Consider the following 18,265-nt stretch of genomic DNA (forward strand, 5'->3'; position numbering starts at 1 on the left):
GCTTCCTCCCCCAGCATCTCATCCCGCCACGCCTCCTTCCCGCACGGGCGGCGTCAAACCACGAGGCGCGCCAGCGACGCCTCCAGTTCACCGCTCACACGCGTCATCGGCGCGCGCAGTTCATTGCGGATCAGCCCGCACGCAGCCAGCCCCGCCTTCACCGGCCCCGGATTCGGCTCCGCGAACGCCGCGCGCACGAGCGGCACGAGCGTGTGCCAGATCGCGCGCGCATCGGCGAGACGCCCTTCCCGCAGCGCGCGCGCCATCCCCACGAAACGCTCCGGGCGCCAATGCGCCGACGCCGCAATCGCCCCGCTCGCGCCCGCGCACATCGCGCCGAACATGTCGATGTCCTCGCCGCAGAGCACCTGCAAACGGCCGTCGAGAATCAGCGCAAGCGTCTTGTCGAGCGAGCCGCCGCAGTCCTTCACCGCGACAATGCGCTCGTGCGCGGCGAGTTCGAGCAGGCTCGGCAACTCGATTCGCACGCCCGTACGCGCGGGGATGTCGTAGACGATCAGGGGCTTGCGGCTCGCATCGGCGAGCGCCGCGAAGTGGCCGATCACGCCCGCCTGCGCAGGGCGGATGTAGTAAGGCGCAGCCGCCAGCACACCGGCGATGGGCCGCTCGTTGAGCGCCGCGATCCGCTCGCAGACGGCCGCCGTATGATTGCCGCTCACGCCCGCCACGACCGGCAGGCCGCCCGCCGACGCCAGTACGGTGGCGAGCACGTCGTCCGCTTCCGCGTCGCTCAGCGCGGCGGGCTCGCCGGTCGTGCCGAGCGCGACGAAGCCGGCCACGCCGGCCTCGACGTAGTGGCGCACGAGCGCGTCGAGCGCAGCATGATCGACTGCACCGGCGTTGAACGGCGTGATGAGCGGAATCCAGATACCCGAAAACTCAGACATGACTTTCCCTTGAACTCGACCGTATGGAAGGCCCGTTCAGCGGTGCGCAGGAGGGAAGCAAGCCGGGAGTGAGGCGGAAGGCAGGGCGCCTTCGGCTGGCTGTTCCGTCGCACATCTGACGGAACAGCAGACTCCGGTCAGATGAGCGGCTGTTTTTTGGCTTTGGCTTTCACCCACACCGTTGCGGCCTGCGCGAGCGACGGCACCGCGCGCGTGGCGGCGGTGACATTCTGCAGATCGTGGCGGAGCGGGTTACGTAGCATGTCGCGCAGTGTAAACGAGATCGCACGTGTTCGGGCGCGCGCCAGCAGGCGACGTGCTACGCGCGCGGTACGCGCTCACTCGCGCGGCAAGGTCTCTCGAGTGCTCTTCCGACAAAAGAACTTGACTTCTCGCGCCACCGAACTAATATACGCACCGCGTACATTAACCAGCAATCACGGGTGCCAGCATGAGCGTTCCGCAACAATCCTTCCTCCGTGACGCCATGCGGCGTCTGAACATGACCCGCGACGCATTTGCGAGCCGCATCGGCGTGTCGCGTCGTGCGCTCGACACATGGCTGCTGCCCGAAGAGTCGCAGGAATCGCGCGCCATGCCGGAGATCGTCGAGCGCTTCGTTTCGGAAATCGTCGGCAACGGCGAGCCGCGCGAAGACTATACGCAAAGCGTAGATTCGCGTTCGCTCGCCAGTCAGATGCAGTTCGAGGGCAAGCCGCAACTGCTTTCCGTCGACCAGTTCGCGCGCGAATCCGTCGAAGCCCTGTTCCGCGTGGCCGACATCATGCAGCCCATCGCGCGCCGCCGGAAAATCTCGCGCGTCCTCGAAGGCGCGGTGCTCGGCAACCTGTTCTTCGAGGCCAGCACACGCACACGCGTGAGCTTTGGCGCCGCGTTCTGCCGCCTGGGCGGTTCGGTGTGCGACACGACCGGCTTCACGTTCTCTTCGATGGCCAAGGGCGAATCGATCTACGACACGAGCCGCGTGATGGCCGGCTACGTGGATGCGTTGGTGATTCGGCATCCTGATCAAGGCTCGGTGGCCGAATTCGCGCGCGCCGTGAACATCCCCGTGATCAATGGCGGCGACGGTCCCGGCGAGCACCCGAGCCAGGCGCTGCTCGACCTCTACACGATCCAGCGTGAGTTCTCGCGCCTCGGCAAGATCGTCGACGGCGCGCATATCGCGCTCGTGGGCGACCTCAAGTATGGCCGCACGGTGCACTCGCTCGTGAAACTGCTTGCGCTCTATCGCGGCATCAAGTTCACGCTCATTTCGCCGCCGCAGCTCGAAATGCCGGCATACATCGTCGACAAGATCTCGACCAACGGCCACGTAGTCGAGCAGACGCATGATCTGCGCGCGGGTCTGCGCGGCGCGGACGTGGTGTACGCCACGCGCATCCAGAAGGAGCGCTTCGCCGACGAGTCGTTCGAAGGCTACACGCCCGAATTCCAGATCAACCAGGCGCTGATGGACGAGTGCTGCAGCGCCGAAACGCTCGTGATGCACCCGCTGCCGCGCGACAGCCGCCCGGGCGCCAACGATCTCTCGACCGATCTGAACCACGACCCGCGCCTTGCGATCTTCCGCCAGACCGACAACGGCATTCCGGTGCGCATGGCGATTTTCGCGGTACTGCTGGGCGTGGAAAATCTCGTGCAGCACTCGATGCGCGACGCCGTGTGGCGTCCGCCCGCGTACCTCGGCCCGGACGACGCCGTGTTCCACGGCATCGACTGAGCGTCGTTGCACTCGCAACGTCAGCGGCCCGCAAGCGTCAAGCGCACTTGCGGGCCGATTTGTTTATGGCGTGCTCAAACGATTTACGACGTGCAAACCGTCACGCAGGTCAGCCCTTGCGCCTTTTCCGCCGCGTCGATCGCGCTCTCCAGCGCATCGAACGCGTGGCGCTGCACGTCGATCGCCTCGAGCGGCAGCTGCCCGGACTGCACGAGCGCGATCAGCGCACGGTAGTCCGCACCGCTGTACATGAAGTGGCCCATCAGCTCCCAGTTGTTGATGAGCATCTCGCCATACTTGATCGGCAACTCCACCTCCATGCTGCCCATCAGCACCATGCGGCCGTTGCGGCGCAGGCTGCGCAGCGCGGCGAGCGTGGCGCCCGGGTCGCTGGCGTGGCCCACCATGTCGAAGGCGAGATCGGCGCCGCCGTTCGCGGCGGCACGGATCGCCTCCACGTCGCGCGCCATCTCGCCGCTGAGCGCGACGGTGACCACGCGTGCGCCGCCGAGCTTCGCGAGCGGCGCCAGCGCCGCCGCGCGCCGCCCGAGCGCCACCACACGGCCCGCGCCGAGTGCGAGCGCATCGAGCACGGCCGCCGAGCCGAATGCGCCGGCCGCGCCGTTCACCACCACGGTTTCGCCTGCCGCGAGCCGGCCGCGCCGCAGGCCGCCGAACGGCACCACGAGCTTGCCGAGCGCCGCGAGCTGCGCCGAGGGGACGTGATCGAGGCCATCGAGCGGGAACACCGTCGAGGCCGGAAACTCGACCGCCTCGCGCAGCGTGCCGTGCGGAAAATCGCCGAGCATGGGCGCGCTGTCCGGGCTGATCGCCGTGAGCCCGAGCAGCGCCTGGGCGGGTTCGCGCAGCGCTTCGTCGGCAACCCAGTAGGGGCTCAGCGCCACGCGCTGGCCGACGCGATAGCCGTACACGCCTGCGCCGACGGCGAGCACCCGGCCGATGCCGTTGGTCCCCGGTGAAAACGGCCCCTGCGGGTAGCCGTAGGGCAGCTTGCCCTGCACGTACTGGCGCGTATAGCTCAGGAGCGGCACGGCCTCCACGCCCACCAGCAACGCGCCGCGGCGCGGTTCGGGTTGCGGCACGTCGCGCAGTGCGAGCGGCTGGCCGGGTTGATCGAGCATCCAGGCTTTCATGGCTTCTCCTAGCAGAAAGGGTGCGCATCTGACGGATTGAACTCTAGGCGAGCAAGACGTATTCTTGAAATCAATTGCCGACATTCCACGTATCACTGTGATTGATCTCTCTGGCGTCGACCTGAACCTGCTCGTGTCGCTCGACGCCCTGCTCGCCGAGTCGAACGTGACGCGCGCCGCCGCGCGCCTGAATCTCACGCAGCCGGCCGTTTCGGCGCAGCTCGCGCGGCTGCGCCAGCTCTTTGACGACCCGCTGCTCATTCCCGCCGCCAATGGCCGCGGCATGACGCCCACGGCGCGCGCGCTCGAACTCATGGAGCCGCTGCATGCGGCGCTCAAGACGCTCGAAACGGTGGTGCGCCGCGAGCCCGCGTTCGATCCGCTCACGGGCATGCGGCGCTTTGTGGTCGCCGCGAGCGACCAGTGCGTGGCCGTGCTCGGCCTGCCGCTGATGATCGCGTGGCCGCGTCTGGCCGGACCTGGACTGCAGCTGGCGTTCATCGCCATTGAATCCGGGTCGCTCGCGGAGCGCTTCGAGCGCGGCGAAATCGATTTACTGCTCGGCTCCGCGCAGCAGGTGCCGCCAACGCTGAAGGCCAGAAAGCTCTACGACGAACGCTTCGTCGTGGCGCAGCGCAAAGGCCACCCGCGCGGCGCGGCCCCGTTCGACCTGGACAGCTATTGCGCGCTCGAGCACGTGCTCGTTTCGACCAGCGGCGCGAGCTTCTTCGGCTTCATGGATGAGCATCTCGAAGCGCTTGGCCGCCGCCGCCGCGTGGCGCACTCGGTTCAGCATTTCACGCTCGTGCCCGAGGTGCTCGCGCGCACGGACTACGTGGCGACGCTGCCTTACCGGCTCATCGCACGCCACGAGGACCGCGTGGACCTGTTCGAGCTGCCGTTCGAGGCACGCGGCTTTTCGATGCATGCGGCATGGCATCCGCGCAATCACGCCGATCCGGCGCTCGTCTGGCTGCGCGAGGCCGTGGCTGCACTAGACACCGACGACATCGTTAGCGATCCTCTTGAATGACACTCGTGCGCAATTCGTCAGTCGATTAATTCGGCGATTGTCCGCATGCGCGCCGCCTATACTGCATGAGATGTCAAAAAAACGGCCGCGCCGCAACACGAAGGCCCGGTCCCCGCGCCGCTGTCCCATCGTCGTTTCCTGCTTGTCCGCGACTTGCGAAGCCATGCTGACCACAGACGAAATCCGCGCGATCCCGCTGTTCTCCACGCTTCCCGAAGCCGAACTCGAACGCCTCGCCCACACCTCCGCGGACCTGCACCTGAGTCCCGGTGAGTACGCCGTGCACGAAGGCGGCGAGCGTGCGCTCTATGCCGTGCTGTCCGGCAAGATGGAGGTCGTCAAGCTCTTTGACGGCATCGAGCGCACGCTTGGATGGCGCTTGCCCGGCACGATCTTCGGTGAGGTGCCGCTTGCGCTCAGCTCGCCGTTTCCCGGCGCGTATCGCGCAGCCGTGCCCTCGCGCGTCATGCGCGTGGACGCGCAGCACTACTACGCGCTCGCCGCCGCCTCGTCAGACGTCGCCACGCGCATGGGCGCGCTCGCCCGCGAACGCATAGGCGGATTGCAGGGCCTTTCCGCGGAGCCGCCGAAAACACGCGTCACGCTCGTTGGCGCGCGCTGGGACCCGGCTTGCGCGAACCTCCGCCAATTTCTCGCGCGCAACCAGATCAGCTGCGAGTGGATGACGCCCGACGCGCCCGAACTCAAAACACGCTGGAACGGGCCCTGCCCCGAGGACCAGCACTGCCCCGCCTTGCGCCTCGCCGACGGCACCCTGCTGAGCCGCCCCGCGACGCGCGACCTGGCGGAACGCCTGGGGCTGCAAACCCAGCCGCGTCTCGCGGAATACGACACGCTGATTATCGGCGGCGGCCCGGCTGGCCTTGCTGCCGCTGTCTATGGTGCGTCGGAAGGACTCCGTACCATTGTGGTCGAGCGTGAAGCCCCGGGGGGCCAGGCGGGCACCTCTTCGCGCATCGAAAATTATCTGGGCTTTCCTGGCGGCATTTCCGGCGACGAACTGGCGAGCCGCGCGTTGCAGCAGGCAAGGCGCCTCGGCGCCGAAATCCTCGTCACGCGCGCGGTTGCACGCGTCGATACCGCCGCGCGCGAAGTCCACCTCGACGGCGGCGACGTGGTGCGCGCGCACACGCTCATTCTCGCGACGGGCGTCACCTGGCGGCGTCTTGCGATCGAAGGCTTCGACCGCTTCATCGGCAAAGGCATCTATTACGGCGCGGCGCGCAGTGAGGCGAGCGGCACGCACGGACTCGACGTGTATCTGATCGGCGGCGGCAATTCTTCGGGACAGGCCGCGCTGTACTTCGCCAATCATGCGCGCGGCGTGACGCTCATCGTGCGCGGCGAGTCGCTCGAGAACAAGATGTCGCGCTATCTCGTCGAGCAGTTGGTGGGAAAGGAGAACGTCCGCGTCGAACTGAATTCGGAAGTGGTCGGCGTGTATGGAGAGACGCATCTCGACGCCATCGACGTGCTCAATACGGCCAGCGCAAGCGTGAGCCGCCGCGAATGTGGCGGCCTGTTCGTATTCATTGGCGCGGACGCGGAAACGGGCTGGCTGCCGCAGGAGATCGCCTGCGACAAGCGCGGCTACGTGCTGACCGGCGACGATAGCGTGAAAGCCGGGCGCTGGTCGCACCGGCGCGATCCTTACCTGCTCGAGTCGAGCGTACCCGGCATCTTTGCCTGCGGCGACGTGCGGCTGAGCCCGGTCAAGCGGGTAGCCTCTGCCGTTGGCGAAGGCAGCATGGCGATCGCCTTCGTGCATCGTTACCTTCAGGAAGACCGCGCATAGCGTTGCGCGAAGCAACGCGCTCGCGCCGCGCACGATCTTTCAATACGCTTTTACCGCTTGCCGCATTGCGTTTCTGTCCACGACGCCAGCTTCGCGCCGGGCTGGCGTCAGCCATGCGACAGCGTTGCGCCATCAAGCACCAGGCAGCGAAAAATTCACGCGTAAGCGCTTTACTTTCGTGTTCGAGAAGTGCAATTTGCAGTTCTGCAGTGCCCGGCCGAGCCACCGCGGCATCGGAATTGCTTCACGAAAGAAGCGCGCCGCTGCGCGACGAAGCCCTGCGCAACCCCGCGCGGCCAGCGCCTGAAGTCCCGGATTATGTTCCGTCTTCATCCTGGAGTCCGCAAATCGTCATGTCCAACGAACGTCCCCTCGATGCGCCGTGCGATTGCGACGACGCCTCCCAAGCTTCCCCCTCCCGCGCGCCCGCCGACGTCGCACGCCGCCGCTTCCTGCAATCGGCGGCCGCCGCTGCCGCGTTGAGCGCGACGCCTCATCTGCATGCACAGAATGCGCCGCCGGCCACGGCCCCAACCGAAGCGCCGCCGCCCGCGCCCGCGCAACCGGCCCGGCTCGACATCAACGGCCGCGCATACGCGCTGCATATCGAACCGCGCGTCACGCTGCTCGATGCGCTGCGCGACTATGCGGGCCTCACCGGCACGAAGAAGGGCTGCGATCGCGGCCAGTGCGGCGCCTGCACGGTGCTCGTCGAAGGACGGCGCATCAACAGTTGCCTCACGCTGGCCGTGATGCACGAAGGCCAGCGCATCACCACGGTCGAAGGGCTCGCGGGCGTGGCCACGTTGAGTCCCGTGCAGCGCGCCTTTATCGAGCACGACGCCTTCCAGTGCGGCTTCTGTACGCCGGGCCAGTTGTGTTCGGCAACGGCATGCCTGAGCGAATTCGCGGCAGGCGCAGCGAGCGCCGCCACGCCCGACGTGCGCACACGCCCCGCGCAACTGAGCGATGCCGAAATACGCGAGCGCATGAGCGGCAACATCTGCCGCTGCGGCGCCTATGTCAACATCGTGGCCGCCGTGCGCGACGCGCACACGGCCAGCGCCTGAGCACGGAGGCACAGAAATGGATGCCATCTCGTACCAGCGCGCCGCCGACGTGAACGGCGCAATTGCCGCCGCGCAGCGTCCAGGTGCGATGTTCATCGGCGGCGGCACGAATCTGCTCGATCTCATGAAAGGCGGCGTCGCGCATCCGGTGACGCTCATCGATATTACGCGCATCGAGGCGCTCGACCAGGTTCAAACGCTGCCCAACGGCGGCCTGCGCATCGGCGCGCTCGTGCGCAACAGCGACGCGGCCAATCACACGCTTGTGCGCACGCGTTACCCGTTGCTCTCGCAAGCGCTGCTCGCCGGCGCTTCGCCGCAACTGCGTAACATGGCGACCGTGGGCGGCAATCTCATGCAACGCACGCGCTGCCCGTATTTCTATGACACTGCGTTCACCCAATGCAACAAGCGCGCGCCCGGCAGCGGCTGTGCGGCGATTGGCGGCTTCAACCGCATGCATGCGATCCTCGGCGCAAGCGCACAATGCGTGGCTGTCAATCCGTCCGATATGAGCGTCGCCCTCGCGTCGCTCGACGCCACCGTGCAGGTGAGCGGTCCGGCCGGCGCGCGCACGATTCCGTTCGCGTCGTTTCATCGCCTGCCCGGCGACCGGCCCGATCTCGACACGACGCTTCAATCAGGTGAACTGATCACCTCGGTCGACTTGCCGCCAGCGTTGTTCAGCGAGCATGCGCACTACCTCAAGATCCGCGACCGCGCGAGCTATGCCTTCGCGCTCGTCTCGGTCGCGAGCGCGCTGCAACTCGACGGACACCGCATCCGCACGGCGCGCATCGCGCTGGGCGGCGTGGCGCATCGGCCCTGGCGCGCGAGCGTGGCGGAGCAGCATCTCGCGGGCAAGACGCTCAACGAGTCGACGTTACGCGAGGCCGCTGCGGCGGAACTCGCGCAGGCAAAGCCGCTGAGCGGCAATGCGTTCAAGCTCGGGCTCGCGCAACGCGCGATCGTCCGCTCCACGATGCTCGCCGCCGGCACGCAAGGCAACAACACCGGAGATTTCGCATGAGCACGTTGACCGGACAACCGATGGATCGCATCGACGGCATGCTCAAGGTCACGGGCGGCGCGCTCTACGCGAGCGATTTCCCAGAGACGCGACTCGCCCACGCCGTGCTCGTCACCAGCACGATTGCGAGCGGCACCATCACCTCGATCGACACGAGCCGCGCGCAGTCCATGCCCGGCGTGCTGCTCGTCATGACGTACCAGAGCGCGATGCGGCTGCCCAACGGCGGGCGCTCGCCACTCAAGCCGCCGGCGGGACGACACCTCACGCTGCTGCAGGACAACGTCGTGCGCTACAGCAACGAGCCGGTTGCGGTCGTGGTGGCCGACACGCTGGAACACGCCACCGATGCCGCGCGCCACGTCAACATCGTCTACGCGCCGACACCGGCCACGCTCGACTTCAACCGTGCGAAAGGCGACGCGCACGCGCCGCCAAGCCCGATGGGCCGCCCGGTCGAATCGACGCGCGGCAACGTCGAAGCTGGACTACACGAAGGCGCGGTGCGCTTCGAGGCCGTCTACACCACGCCCACGCAGTTCCACAACCCGATGGAACCGCATGCGACGATGGCGCACTGGGACGGCCCGGACCTCACGCTCTACGACGCCACCCAGGGCGTGAGCGGCGCGCGCGACGCGGTGGCGGCCGTCTTCGGCATCGCGCCGGACAACGTGCGCGTAATTTCGCCGTTCCTCGGCGGCGGCTTCGGCTGCAAGGGTTCGTCGTGGTCGCATGTGAGCCTGTGCGCGATGGCCGCGAAGCAGACGGGACGCCCGGTGAGGCTCGCGCTCGCGCGGCCGCAGATGTTCGGGCCGGTCGGCTCGCGCCCGCACACGGAGCAGCATCTCGCGCTCGCCGCGCGCGCGGACGGCACACTCACGGGCCTGCGCCACGACACGCTTGCCCACACGTCCACGTTCGAAGACTGGCTCGAGATGTGCGGCCTCGTTACGCGCATGATGTACGCGGTGCCCAATTGCAGCACGAGTCATCGTGTCGTACCCCTGAATGTCGGCACGCCGACCTTCACGCGCGCGCCCGGTGAAACCACGGGCTCGTTCGCGCTCGAATCGGCTATGGACGAGCTGGCGTGGCAACTGAAAATGGACCCGGTTGCGCTGCGCCTGAAGAACTACGCAGAAAGCGAACCGCAGGACGGCAAGCCGTGGTCCTCGAAGGCGCTGCGCCAATGTTATGAGGCGGGCGCGCAGCGCTTCAACTGGTCGCGGCGCATCGCCACGCCGCGCGCCATGCGCAACGGCAACACGCTCATCGGCCTTGGCATGGCGAGCGCGACCTATCCCGCGAATCGCAGCGAAGCCGCCGCCGTGGCGCGCATCCTGCCCGACGGCAACGCGATGGTCGCGTCGGGCACTCAGGACATCGGCACCGGCACCTACACGGTGATGACCCAGGTGGCCGCCGACGCGCTCGGCTTCCCGCCCAATCGCATCCGCTTTGCGCTGGGCGATTCGACCTTGCCGATCGCACCGGTTTCGGGCGGCTCGCAGTCGGCGGCGAGTGTCTCGCCCGCCGTGCAGGCCGCATGCACAGCCGTGCGCGACAAGCTCATTGCGCTCGCGCGCGCCGATCGCGGCTCACCCGTCTACGGACTCGCCGACGACGACGTGACCGTGCAGGACGGCTGGGTCGTGAGCCGCAGCGACAGCTCGCGCCGCGATCCGGCCGCCGCCGTCATCGCCCGCGCGGGCGGCCAGCCGGTCGAGGCGCAGGTCGCGACGAAGCCAGGCGCGGAAAAGCAGCAGTATGCGTTTCACTCATTCGGCGCGGTGTTCGCCGAAGCGCACGTCGATGCCGATACCGGAACGGTACAGGTGGCGCACATCGTCGGCGCGTACGACGTGGGACGCGTGCTCAACGAAAAAACGGCGCGCAGCCAGTTGATGGGCGGCATGGTGTGGGGCGTGGGCACAGCCCTGCACGAAGAGGGCCTCTTCGACACGCGCATGGGGCGCATTGCGAACAACAATCTCGCCGAATACCACGTGCCCGTGAACGCGGACATCGGCGAACTGGACGTGCTGTTCGTCGGCGAACCGGATCTGCGCTTCAACCCGCTTGGCGTGCGCGGCATCGGCGAGATCGGTATTACCGGCGTCCCGGCGGCCATTGCGAACGCTGTTTATCACGCCACCGGCGTGCGCGTGCGCGATTTGCCGATCACGCTCGACAAGGTCGTTCCGCAGATGAACTCACTCGCATGATCGGCACTGTGCGGCCTGCCATGCAGGTCCTGCACCCGCATAGTGCATGAGCGGTCGGTAAATGCAGGAGAAAGCCAGGCAAATGCCGCGCACGGGGCTTGCCTCACGTGCGCTTGCGCCGCACAATCACTGCTCACCCTCTTCGCGGGCGTACCACACCCATGGCCTATGCTTCGTTCGCCACCGGCGTGTTGCTCGCCGCCGGCACCGGTTCGCGCTTCGATCCCAACGGTCTGCGCAACAAGCTCCTCGCTCCACTTCCAGAAGGTACGTGCGTCGCGCGCGAGTCCGCGCAACGGCTGCTGCGCGTCGTACCCAAGGTGATCGCCGTGGTGCGTCCCGGGGCGGAAACACTCGCGCATGTGCTCAACGATGCGGGCTGCGACGTGGTGTTCGCGCCCGACGCCGCGCGCGGCATGGGCGCGAGCCTGGCTGCCGGCGTGGAAACCGATCATGAAGCGGAAAGCTGGATCGTCGCGCTGGCCGACATGCCATGCATTGCCGTCGAATCGATCGAAGCCGTGGCGCGTGCGCTGGATGGCGGCGCATCGCTCGTTGCGCCGTTCTATCGTGGGCAGCGCGGGCATCCGGTGGGCTTCGGCTACCCGCATCGCGCGGCGCTCGTCGCGCTCGATGGCGACGCGGGCGCACGCGCCCTGCTGAGCACACAGCCGCTGACGCGCATCGAAGTCGACGACCCAGGCATTCTGCGCGACGTCGACACGCCGGCCGACCTCAACGGGCTCTGATTCGCGCGCACTCGCGCGCTGCGATTGTTCAATTGCGAGTGCCAGGCATGCAATCGATCGCCTACGCTATAAGCTGACGCGCACCACACGGCCACACGCTTTAGCGCAAGAGGACCTCGCGATGATCTGCTCGCACACGAATCCGCTTCCCGATCCACTCGCCGATCCGACGCGGGACCCCGAACGCGACCCGCTCGCCCCGCCGGCACCGGGCCATCACAACGACGAACCGCAGCAGCCCGAGGGACCGCCTGACAAGGACCCCGTGTGATGGCGCGCCCGGTCTCCACGGCCGGGCATCGCGTCTCACGGCCGTAGCAGCGCCCGCGACGACGGTTCGCAAGCGCCGCAGTCATCCTTGCGCGCTCCGCGCTTCTTCCGACCCCATATCCCCGCCTTTCGCAAAGCTTGCGCCTTCGACGGTCGATCCGTAGAATGCAAACGATTCCTATTTGCAGTAACTTTCAAGATTGCCGTGAGCCCAATTGTGATCGCGTTCGCCCCCGCGCGCCGGCCGGCGTCCCGAGGTTTCGCATGAGACCGCTGCTGGTCCGCCTGCACCGCTGGTTCGGTCTTGGCACCGCAGCCTTCCTGTTCCTCGCCGGACTCACCGGCGCGGTGATCGCGTGGGACCACGAACTCGATGCGTTGCTCAACCCGTCGTTCTTCCGTAGCGCGACGCCGGGCACACCGCTGCCCGCGCTCGAACTCGCGAAGCGCCTCGAGGCCGGGGAACCGCACGCGGTCGTGACCTTCATGCCGCTTTCCGTCGAGCCCGGCCACACCTGGATCGCGCAGGTGGCGCCGCGCCTAAACCCCGCAAGCCAGGCGCCCTATGCGCTCGACTTCAACCAGGTCGCGCTCGATCCCGTCACAGGCGAGGAGCAAGGCCGCCGCATGTGGGGCAAGGCTTCGCTTGCGCGCCAGAACCTGATCCCCTTTCTCTACCAGCTCCACTACACGCTGTTCATGCCGACGAAGATGGGCATCGACTTCGGCGTATGGACGATGGGCGTGGTCGGGATGGTATGGCTGCTCGACGGCTTCATCGCGATCGCGCTCGCATTCCCGAGCCTGAAAAGCTGGCGCAAGTCGCTTGCCTTTCGCGTGAAGCGCGGCGGTTATGCGCTCACGTTCGATCTGCACCGTTCGGGCGGCGTGTGGCTTTGGGGACTCCTGATCGTCGTGGCCGTGACATCGATTTCGATGAACCTCGGCGCGCAGGTCGTGCGCCCCGTGGCGTCGGTGTTCTCGACCCTCGCGCCGGACCCGTTCCGCATCGTCGCGCCGGGCCCTGCGCTCACGCCTGACGAAGCAACGGCTGCGCGCGAACGCATCGTGGCCGAAGCCGCCGGGATGGGCCGTCGCGAAGGCATCATGGCGCCGCCCGGCGGAGTCTTCGGGCTGCCCACCTCCGGCGTGTATGGCGTGGGCTACTTCGAGGCGGGCAACGATCACGGCGACGCGGGCCTCGGCAATGCCTGGCTCATCATCAACGCGCGCACGGGCCAGGTGCTCGGCAGGCAGATTCCCGGCCACGGCAGCGCAGGCGACATCTTCATGCAAGCGCAGTTTCCGTTGCATTCGGGGCGCATCGCCGGGCTGCCGGGACGCATCGCCATCAGCTTTACCGGCCTTGTCGTCGCGATGCTCAGCGTGACCGGCGTGCTCATCTGGCTCAAGAAGGCGCGCGCGCGGCGCAAGCCCGCGAAGCAAGCGAAGGCGGCCAGCACGATCGGCACGCGCGAGCGGGCCGCGAACTGACCACCCGGGTCAGCCGATCAGAACTTGTGGCGGATGCCCGTCACCGCGAGGAACTGGTTGCCGTTGCTCGATGCGCCCGAGGTCCCTTCGATCTGCGCCACGGCATTCGTCGCGCGCTGATAGATGAGGTCGAGATAGACGTCCGTGCGCTTCGAGAGGAAGTACTGCAGCGCGCTGGTCGTTTGCCAGTAGTGCCAGCTATCCTTCTGGCCGTTCGCATTCACGCCCGTCCAGGTTTCGCCGATCGCGGCATGGATGGACGGCGTGATCGCATAGCGCAGGCTGACTTCCGCGTTCTGATAGTGCTGGTACTGGCTTTGCGGCGTCAGTTCGAACGCGACGTTCGTGTACATCGCGCCCACGCCGAGATTACCAAAGGTGTAAACACCGCCCGCACCCCAGATGCGCTGCTGCGTAATGCCCTTCAGGAACGTGAAGTAGTTGTCCGAAGGAATCGCGCCGGTCGTGTCCGTAGCCGGATGATCGAGCTGCACATAGGCTGCGCCGAACTGCAGCGGGCCGCCCGCGTAGCTCGCGCCCACGCTCCATGAACGGTTCGTCCCGAAGTTGCCTGCGTTGTTGCTGAAACCGTACATCGAGTTGATCGTCAGACCGTGGAATTTGGGCGTGACGTACTTGACGGAGTTGTCGGTGCGGAACGTGTTGTTCAGGTCGTCGGTGTCGAACGGGTGCGTACCGTACTGCGAAGTCTCCACGGCCATTTGCAGCGGTTCGAGCGAGTCCTGCGCCGCGTTGTACTGGCGGCCGAACGTGAGCGAGCCCCAGCGGTCGCTCGCGAGCCCCACCCACGCCTGGCGGCCGAAGATGCGGCCGTTCGCGCTCGCGGTGCCGGTCTGCAGGTTGAAGCCGTTCTCGAGGCGGAAGATCGCGCGATTGCCGCCGCCCAGATCCTCGCTGCCGAGCAGGCCCCAGCGCGAGCCCTGCTCGCTGCCGGCCGTCGCCTGAAAGTTCGACTTGCCGCCCTGGTTGCTCGTGTAGGTGAAGCCGCCGTCGGCGATGCCGTAAAGCGTGACGCTCGACTGCGCGTTAGCGTGCGAGGCCGCGAGACCGAGACCGCCGATGACGAGTGCGAGGCTGCGCCGGGATGCTTGAAACATGCGTTTTTCTCCTTCTGGCATTCGATGTGCCGTGAATTGACGTTGATCTCCAGATGCGCGCCGCGAGGTGCGATCTATCTTTTGTAATCCTGATGAAACGGCCTCGCTGCGCGGCGCAGAGCAACGGCTGCCCGCTTGCGCTCCCCGTTGGCGACGGCTCGTCTTATCGCCCGCTTGTTTTATTGTTTAAAACAGCGTATTATTTATTATTCGGGCCGGCTTTCCGTCTCGTCAAGAATCTGTCCCACACCCGCGACACTGAGTGGGGCGTCGCGGCGTCCGTAAAAAACGCTGCAATCCTTTACCGCTGGTTCAATTCGCCATTTTTACCGAGCCATTCCAGGGGAAACCCCAATCGGCCCAATTTTTATCGCGCGCTACGCTGTCTATTGAAATTGAAACGCTGTTTTAATCATTAAAACATGCGACAGGCAACTGACTAGCGATGACGAACACCAACCCACCTTCCTCCCACGCAAACGAACACGCGCCCTGCTTCATCGTTGCGGCACAGGCCGCGCCCCTGCCGATCGTGTTTGACTCCCCGCATAGCGGCATCACCTTGCCGGACGACTTCGGCACCGTCGCGCCGCGCGAGGCGATCCTCAGCTCGTGGGACGCGTTCGTCGACGAACTGTGGGGCGGCGTCCCCGGACGCGGCGGCGTGCTGATCGGCGCACGATTTCCGCGCGCCTATATCGACCCGAACCGCGCCATCACCGACATCGACGCCGAACTCCTCGCCGAGCCCTGGCCCGAGCCGCTCGCGCCCGAACCGTACACGCAGCGGGGTATGGGCCTGATCCGCCGCTACGCGCTGCCCGGCGTGCCGCTCTACGAGCGCAAGCTTTCCGTCGATGAAGTCCGGCACCGCATCGACGCGTATTACCGCCCCTATCGCGCGGCGCTCGCGCAGGCGGCCGAAGCGGCCTACGCGCAGCACGGCGCGCTGTGGCATGTGGACTGTCACTCCATGAAATCGCGCGGCAACGAAATGAACGTCGACTCGGGCGAGGCGCGCCCCGATTTCGTCATCAGCGACCGGCGCGGCACGACATCGGATCCGGCGTTCACGCAATGGGTCGCCGACCACTTTGCGGCCGCCGGCTATCGCGTGCAGATCAACGAGCCGTACCAGGGCGGCGACCTGCTGCGCGCCGTGAGCGATCCGGCACGCAACCGCCACAGCATCCAGATCGAACTGAACCGCGCGCTCTACATGGACGAAGCCGCGTTTGCGAAGCATGCGGGTTTCGACACGCTCAAGCGCGACCTCGACGCCTTCGCCGACGCCCTCGCCAACTGGGTGCGTGTGCAACTCAACGCAAAGTGAGCTTAGCCATGACCTACATCGTCGATGCCGTCGACAACGCGCTCAAACTGCTCAGCTATGTGGCCGAGCATCCCGGCCTTGGCGTAACGGAGTTGTCCACGCAACTGGGCATCAACAAATCGCGCACCTATCGCATGCTTTGCACGCTGGAACTGCACCGCTATGTCGTGCAGGACGCGCAAACCGCCACCTACGCGCTCGGCCCGCAAGCCTTCGTGCTCGGCGTGGCGGCCACGCAGCAGAACACGCTCGTGCGCTCGGCCTCGCGCCACATGCTCGCGCTCAACCAGGCCATCAACGAGACGATCGTGCTGCGCGTGCGCGAGGGCCTCGAGACGGTTTGCGTCGCGCGTTGCGAGACCACGCACCAGATGCGCGCCGTCGGCGCGGTCGGCAACCGCCGCTCGATCAATCACGGCGCTTCGGGCAAGGTGTTGCTCGCGTTCGCACCCGGTGCCGTGCGCACCGACTATCTCGCGCGCATGAAGAAGATGCCCGAGGCGCCGGACCTGATCGCACTCGTCGAGGAACTCGATGCGATCGCGCGCAAGGGCTACGCCGTGAGTCTCGGCGAAGTGACGGCCGGCGCAGTGGCGATCTCCGCGCCGGTGCGCGATATGTCGGGCGCGACGGTGGCGGCCGTCGCCATTTCGGGGCCGGAAATGCGCATTGGCCGCGCCGAGATTCCCGACTACCTCGAACGCCTTCAGGCCTGCGCCGAGGCGATCTCCGCCGAACTCGGCTATACGGGCGCACGCGCCGCGGCGCTTTCCGCCTGAGCGCGCATGGAGGATTCCTTATGATCACCGCTCCGCCCTCCTCCCCGCGTGAAGACACGCCGCCCGCAGAAGGCGCGAAAGAGGAAACGAGGCCGCACGGCAAGATGCTGCACCCTGTCGTCATGATGCTCTGGGTGCTCGCCGCCGCCTTGGCGATGACCTGGTTCGTCGACGCGGGCCGCTTCGAGCGCCACGACAAGCTCGTGATTCCAGGCACCTACCATGTGGTGCCGAAAAGCGGCGATCTCGCCACGCTCGTCGCGCCGGCAGTGACGAAGAGCACGCCCGACCATGCGGCGCCCGCGAGCCTCGTCTCGGTGTTCGTCGCCATACCGAACGGGCTCATCAAGAACGCGCCGCTCATCGTCATGGTGATGTTCGTGGGCGGCATGTTCGGCGTCATGAAGCGCACGGGCGTAGTGGACGCCGGCATCGACCGCCTGCTCCAGCTTACCGCCGGCAACGTCTACGTGCTCGCGCCGCTGCTCATGATCCTGATCGGGCTTGGCAGCACGCTGCTCGGATTTATTTCGGAGTACCTGGTCATCATTCCGATGGTGATGCTGCTCGCGAAACGGCTCGGCCTCTCGAATCTGTTCGCGGTGGCGCTCGTCGCGATTGCGGCGAAGATAGGCTACATCGCCTCGGTCACGAATCCGCTTTCGCTCGCGGTGGCGCAGCCTATCGTCGGCGTGCCGCTCTTCAGCGGGCTGGCGTTGCGGCTTGGCGTGTTCGTGGTGTTTCTGACGATCGGCGTCGCGTATCTGCTGCTCTATGTGCGTCGCAGCGGCTACCGGCGCGAGGCCGCCGTCGAGGCGCTGCATGCGCCCACGCCGCTCTCGCGCCGCCACAAGGCGACGCTCGTCATCCTCGCCGTTGCGGCTGCCGCACTCGTGTTCGGCACGCGGGAACTGAAGTGGGGCAACGTCGAGCTTTCCGCGTTCTACGTGGCGATCAGCATCGTGACAGCGCTCGTGGGGCGGCTCGATTCGCGCAGCGCGTCCGAGGCCTTCGTCGACGGCATGAAGGGCATGGTGCTCGCGGGTCTCCTGATCGGGCTTGCGGCATCCGTCGAGTTGATCCTCCAGAACAGCTTCGTGCTCGACACGCTGATCGACTACTTCACGCGCCTCGCGCACGGACGCTCGAGCGTCTGGGTCGCCAACGGACTTATGGCCGTGCAGATGCTGCTCGACGTGTTCATTCCCTCGGTGTCGGGCAAAGCCGCGGTGAGCATGCCGATCATCGGGCCTATCGCACAGCTTTCTGGCGTGAGCGGCCAGACCTCGGTGCTCGCATTCGTGCTGGGCGGCGGCCTCACGAACATGGTCACGCCCACCTCTGGCATGCTGCTCGCGTATCTCGCCACGGCGCGCGTGGGCTTTGGCGAGTGGATACGCTTCATTCTGCCGCTCTTTTTCGTGCTGCTCGTGCTCTCATCGGCGACACTGGCGCTTGCGGTGGTCACGGGATATTGAAGCCCGGCCGCAAAAGCAAACGGGCGGCCGAAGCCGCCCGCCAATCGCTTTCGCAATATTC

Annotated in this window: 15 protein-coding genes; 12 read left to right on the top strand and 3 right to left on the bottom strand. The window is 66.6% G+C overall.

Annotated elements, in window-relative coordinates; translation table 11 throughout:
• Positions 1–53: 53 nt before the first annotated feature.
• On the bottom strand, positions 54–908 hold the full coding sequence (dapA, locus tag M3A49_RS03940) for a 4-hydroxy-tetrahydrodipicolinate synthase (protein ID WP_266227549.1): 855 nt from the start codon (positions 906–908) through the stop codon (positions 54–56).
• 451 nt (positions 909–1,359) lie between these two features.
• On the opposite strand from dapA, the gene M3A49_RS03945 reads away from it, so the two are divergent.
• Entirely contained in the window at positions 1,360–2,652 is a 1,293-nt protein-coding gene (locus M3A49_RS03945) for an aspartate carbamoyltransferase (protein ID WP_266227550.1), read from the top strand.
• An 83-nt stretch (positions 2,653–2,735) separates the two neighbouring features.
• Here the strand turns inward: M3A49_RS03945 and M3A49_RS03950 are convergent, their stop codons facing one another.
• Positions 2,736–3,806 carry a zinc-binding dehydrogenase gene (locus M3A49_RS03950; RefSeq protein ID WP_266227551.1) on the bottom strand — a complete coding sequence of 357 codons (1,071 nt, stop codon included), beginning with the start codon at positions 3,804–3,806 and terminating at the stop codon, positions 2,736–2,738.
• A gap of 97 nt (positions 3,807–3,903) precedes the next feature.
• Between M3A49_RS03950 and M3A49_RS03955 the strand changes: the two genes are divergently transcribed.
• From M3A49_RS03955 to M3A49_RS03990, 8 genes are all read left to right on the top strand, one after another.
• Positions 3,904–4,839, top strand: coding sequence for a LysR family transcriptional regulator (locus M3A49_RS03955; protein WP_266227552.1), 936 nt, complete (start codon positions 3,904–3,906; stop codon positions 4,837–4,839).
• 163 nt (positions 4,840–5,002) lie between these two features.
• Positions 5,003–6,655, top strand: coding sequence for an FAD-dependent oxidoreductase (locus tag M3A49_RS03960; RefSeq protein ID WP_266227553.1), 1,653 nt, complete (start codon positions 5,003–5,005; stop codon positions 6,653–6,655).
• Between the two features lie 353 nt (positions 6,656–7,008).
• Positions 7,009–7,725, top strand: a complete 717-nt coding sequence (locus M3A49_RS03965) for a (2Fe-2S)-binding protein (protein ID WP_266227554.1) — start codon at positions 7,009–7,011, stop codon at positions 7,723–7,725.
• A 16-nt stretch (positions 7,726–7,741) separates the two neighbouring features.
• On the top strand, positions 7,742–8,755 hold the full coding sequence (locus M3A49_RS03970; protein WP_266227555.1) for an FAD binding domain-containing protein: 1,014 nt from the start codon (positions 7,742–7,744) through the stop codon (positions 8,753–8,755).
• Positions 8,752–10,983, top strand: a complete 2,232-nt coding sequence (locus M3A49_RS03975) for a xanthine dehydrogenase family protein molybdopterin-binding subunit (RefSeq protein ID WP_266227556.1) — start codon at positions 8,752–8,754, stop codon at positions 10,981–10,983. The genes M3A49_RS03970 and M3A49_RS03975 overlap by 4 nt, the downstream gene beginning before the upstream one ends.
• A 161-nt stretch (positions 10,984–11,144) precedes the next feature.
• Positions 11,145–11,732: a nucleotidyltransferase family protein gene (locus M3A49_RS03980; protein ID WP_254357098.1), complete on the top strand. Its 588-nt coding sequence runs from the start codon at positions 11,145–11,147 to the stop codon at positions 11,730–11,732.
• Positions 11,733–11,853: 121 nt separating this feature from the next.
• Positions 11,854–12,003: a hypothetical protein gene (locus M3A49_RS03985; protein WP_169739093.1), complete on the top strand. Its 150-nt coding sequence runs from the start codon at positions 11,854–11,856 to the stop codon at positions 12,001–12,003.
• A gap of 263 nt (positions 12,004–12,266) precedes the next feature.
• Entirely contained in the window at positions 12,267–13,496 is a 1,230-nt protein-coding gene (locus M3A49_RS03990; protein ID WP_266227557.1) for a PepSY-associated TM helix domain-containing protein, read from the top strand.
• Positions 13,497–13,513: 17 nt separating this feature from the next.
• Here M3A49_RS03990 and M3A49_RS03995 read toward each other — a convergent pair whose 3' ends face one another.
• On the bottom strand, positions 13,514–14,614 hold the full coding sequence (locus M3A49_RS03995) for a porin (RefSeq protein ID WP_028202542.1): 1,101 nt from the start codon (positions 14,612–14,614) through the stop codon (positions 13,514–13,516).
• 445 nt (positions 14,615–15,059) lie between these two features.
• On the opposite strand from M3A49_RS03995, the gene M3A49_RS04000 reads away from it, so the two are divergent.
• The 3 genes from M3A49_RS04000 to M3A49_RS04010 are packed head-to-tail and all read left to right on the top strand — an operon-like array spanning position 15,060 to position 18,204.
• The gene (locus tag M3A49_RS04000; protein ID WP_309249195.1) at positions 15,060–15,947 is read left to right on the top strand and encodes an N-formylglutamate amidohydrolase; all 888 of its coding nucleotides are present in this window, start codon (positions 15,060–15,062) and stop codon (positions 15,945–15,947) included.
• 8 nt (positions 15,948–15,955) lie between these two features.
• The gene (locus M3A49_RS04005) at positions 15,956–16,726 is read left to right on the top strand and encodes an IclR family transcriptional regulator (protein WP_254357100.1); all 771 of its coding nucleotides are present in this window, start codon (positions 15,956–15,958) and stop codon (positions 16,724–16,726) included.
• A 20-nt stretch (positions 16,727–16,746) separates the two neighbouring features.
• A complete protein-coding gene (locus M3A49_RS04010; protein ID WP_266227558.1) occupies positions 16,747–18,204 on the top strand; it encodes a YfcC family protein in 1,458 nt (485 codons plus the stop codon).
• Positions 18,205–18,265 lie beyond the last annotated feature (61 nt).

Origin of the sequence: Paraburkholderia sp. CNPSo 3076, assembly GCF_026343935.1 — a bacterium.
Classification (GTDB): Bacteria; Pseudomonadota; Gammaproteobacteria; order Burkholderiales; family Burkholderiaceae; genus Paraburkholderia; species Paraburkholderia nodosa.

Bases quoted from the DNA above. Each gene is read 5' to 3' on its own strand.
- M3A49_RS03990 (WP_266227557.1), top strand. From the start codon at position 12,267: ATGAGACCGCTGCTGGTCCGCCTGCACCGCTGGTTCGGTCTTGGCACC.
- M3A49_RS04000 (WP_309249195.1), top strand. From the start codon at position 15,060: ATGACGAACACCAACCCACCTTCCTCCCACGCAAACGAACACGCGCCC.
- M3A49_RS03980 (WP_254357098.1), top strand. From the start codon at position 11,145: ATGGCCTATGCTTCGTTCGCCACCGGCGTGTTGCTCGCCGCCGGCACC.
- M3A49_RS03960 (WP_266227553.1), top strand. From the start codon at position 5,003: ATGCTGACCACAGACGAAATCCGCGCGATCCCGCTGTTCTCCACGCTT.
- M3A49_RS03975 (WP_266227556.1), top strand. From the start codon at position 8,752: ATGAGCACGTTGACCGGACAACCGATGGATCGCATCGACGGCATGCTC.
- M3A49_RS03965 (WP_266227554.1), top strand. From the start codon at position 7,009: ATGTCCAACGAACGTCCCCTCGATGCGCCGTGCGATTGCGACGACGCC.
- M3A49_RS04010 (WP_266227558.1), top strand. From the start codon at position 16,747: ATGATCACCGCTCCGCCCTCCTCCCCGCGTGAAGACACGCCGCCCGCA.
- M3A49_RS03970 (WP_266227555.1), top strand. From the start codon at position 7,742: ATGGATGCCATCTCGTACCAGCGCGCCGCCGACGTGAACGGCGCAATT.
- M3A49_RS03945 (WP_266227550.1), top strand. From the start codon at position 1,360: ATGAGCGTTCCGCAACAATCCTTCCTCCGTGACGCCATGCGGCGTCTG.
- M3A49_RS03985 (WP_169739093.1), top strand. From the start codon at position 11,854: ATGATCTGCTCGCACACGAATCCGCTTCCCGATCCACTCGCCGATCCG.
- M3A49_RS03950 (WP_266227551.1), bottom strand. From the start codon at position 3,806: ATGAAAGCCTGGATGCTCGATCAACCCGGCCAGCCGCTCGCACTGCGC.
- M3A49_RS03995 (WP_028202542.1), bottom strand. From the start codon at position 14,614: ATGTTTCAAGCATCCCGGCGCAGCCTCGCACTCGTCATCGGCGGTCTC.
- dapA (WP_266227549.1), bottom strand. From the start codon at position 908: ATGTCTGAGTTTTCGGGTATCTGGATTCCGCTCATCACGCCGTTCAAC.
- M3A49_RS04005 (WP_254357100.1), top strand. From the start codon at position 15,956: ATGACCTACATCGTCGATGCCGTCGACAACGCGCTCAAACTGCTCAGC.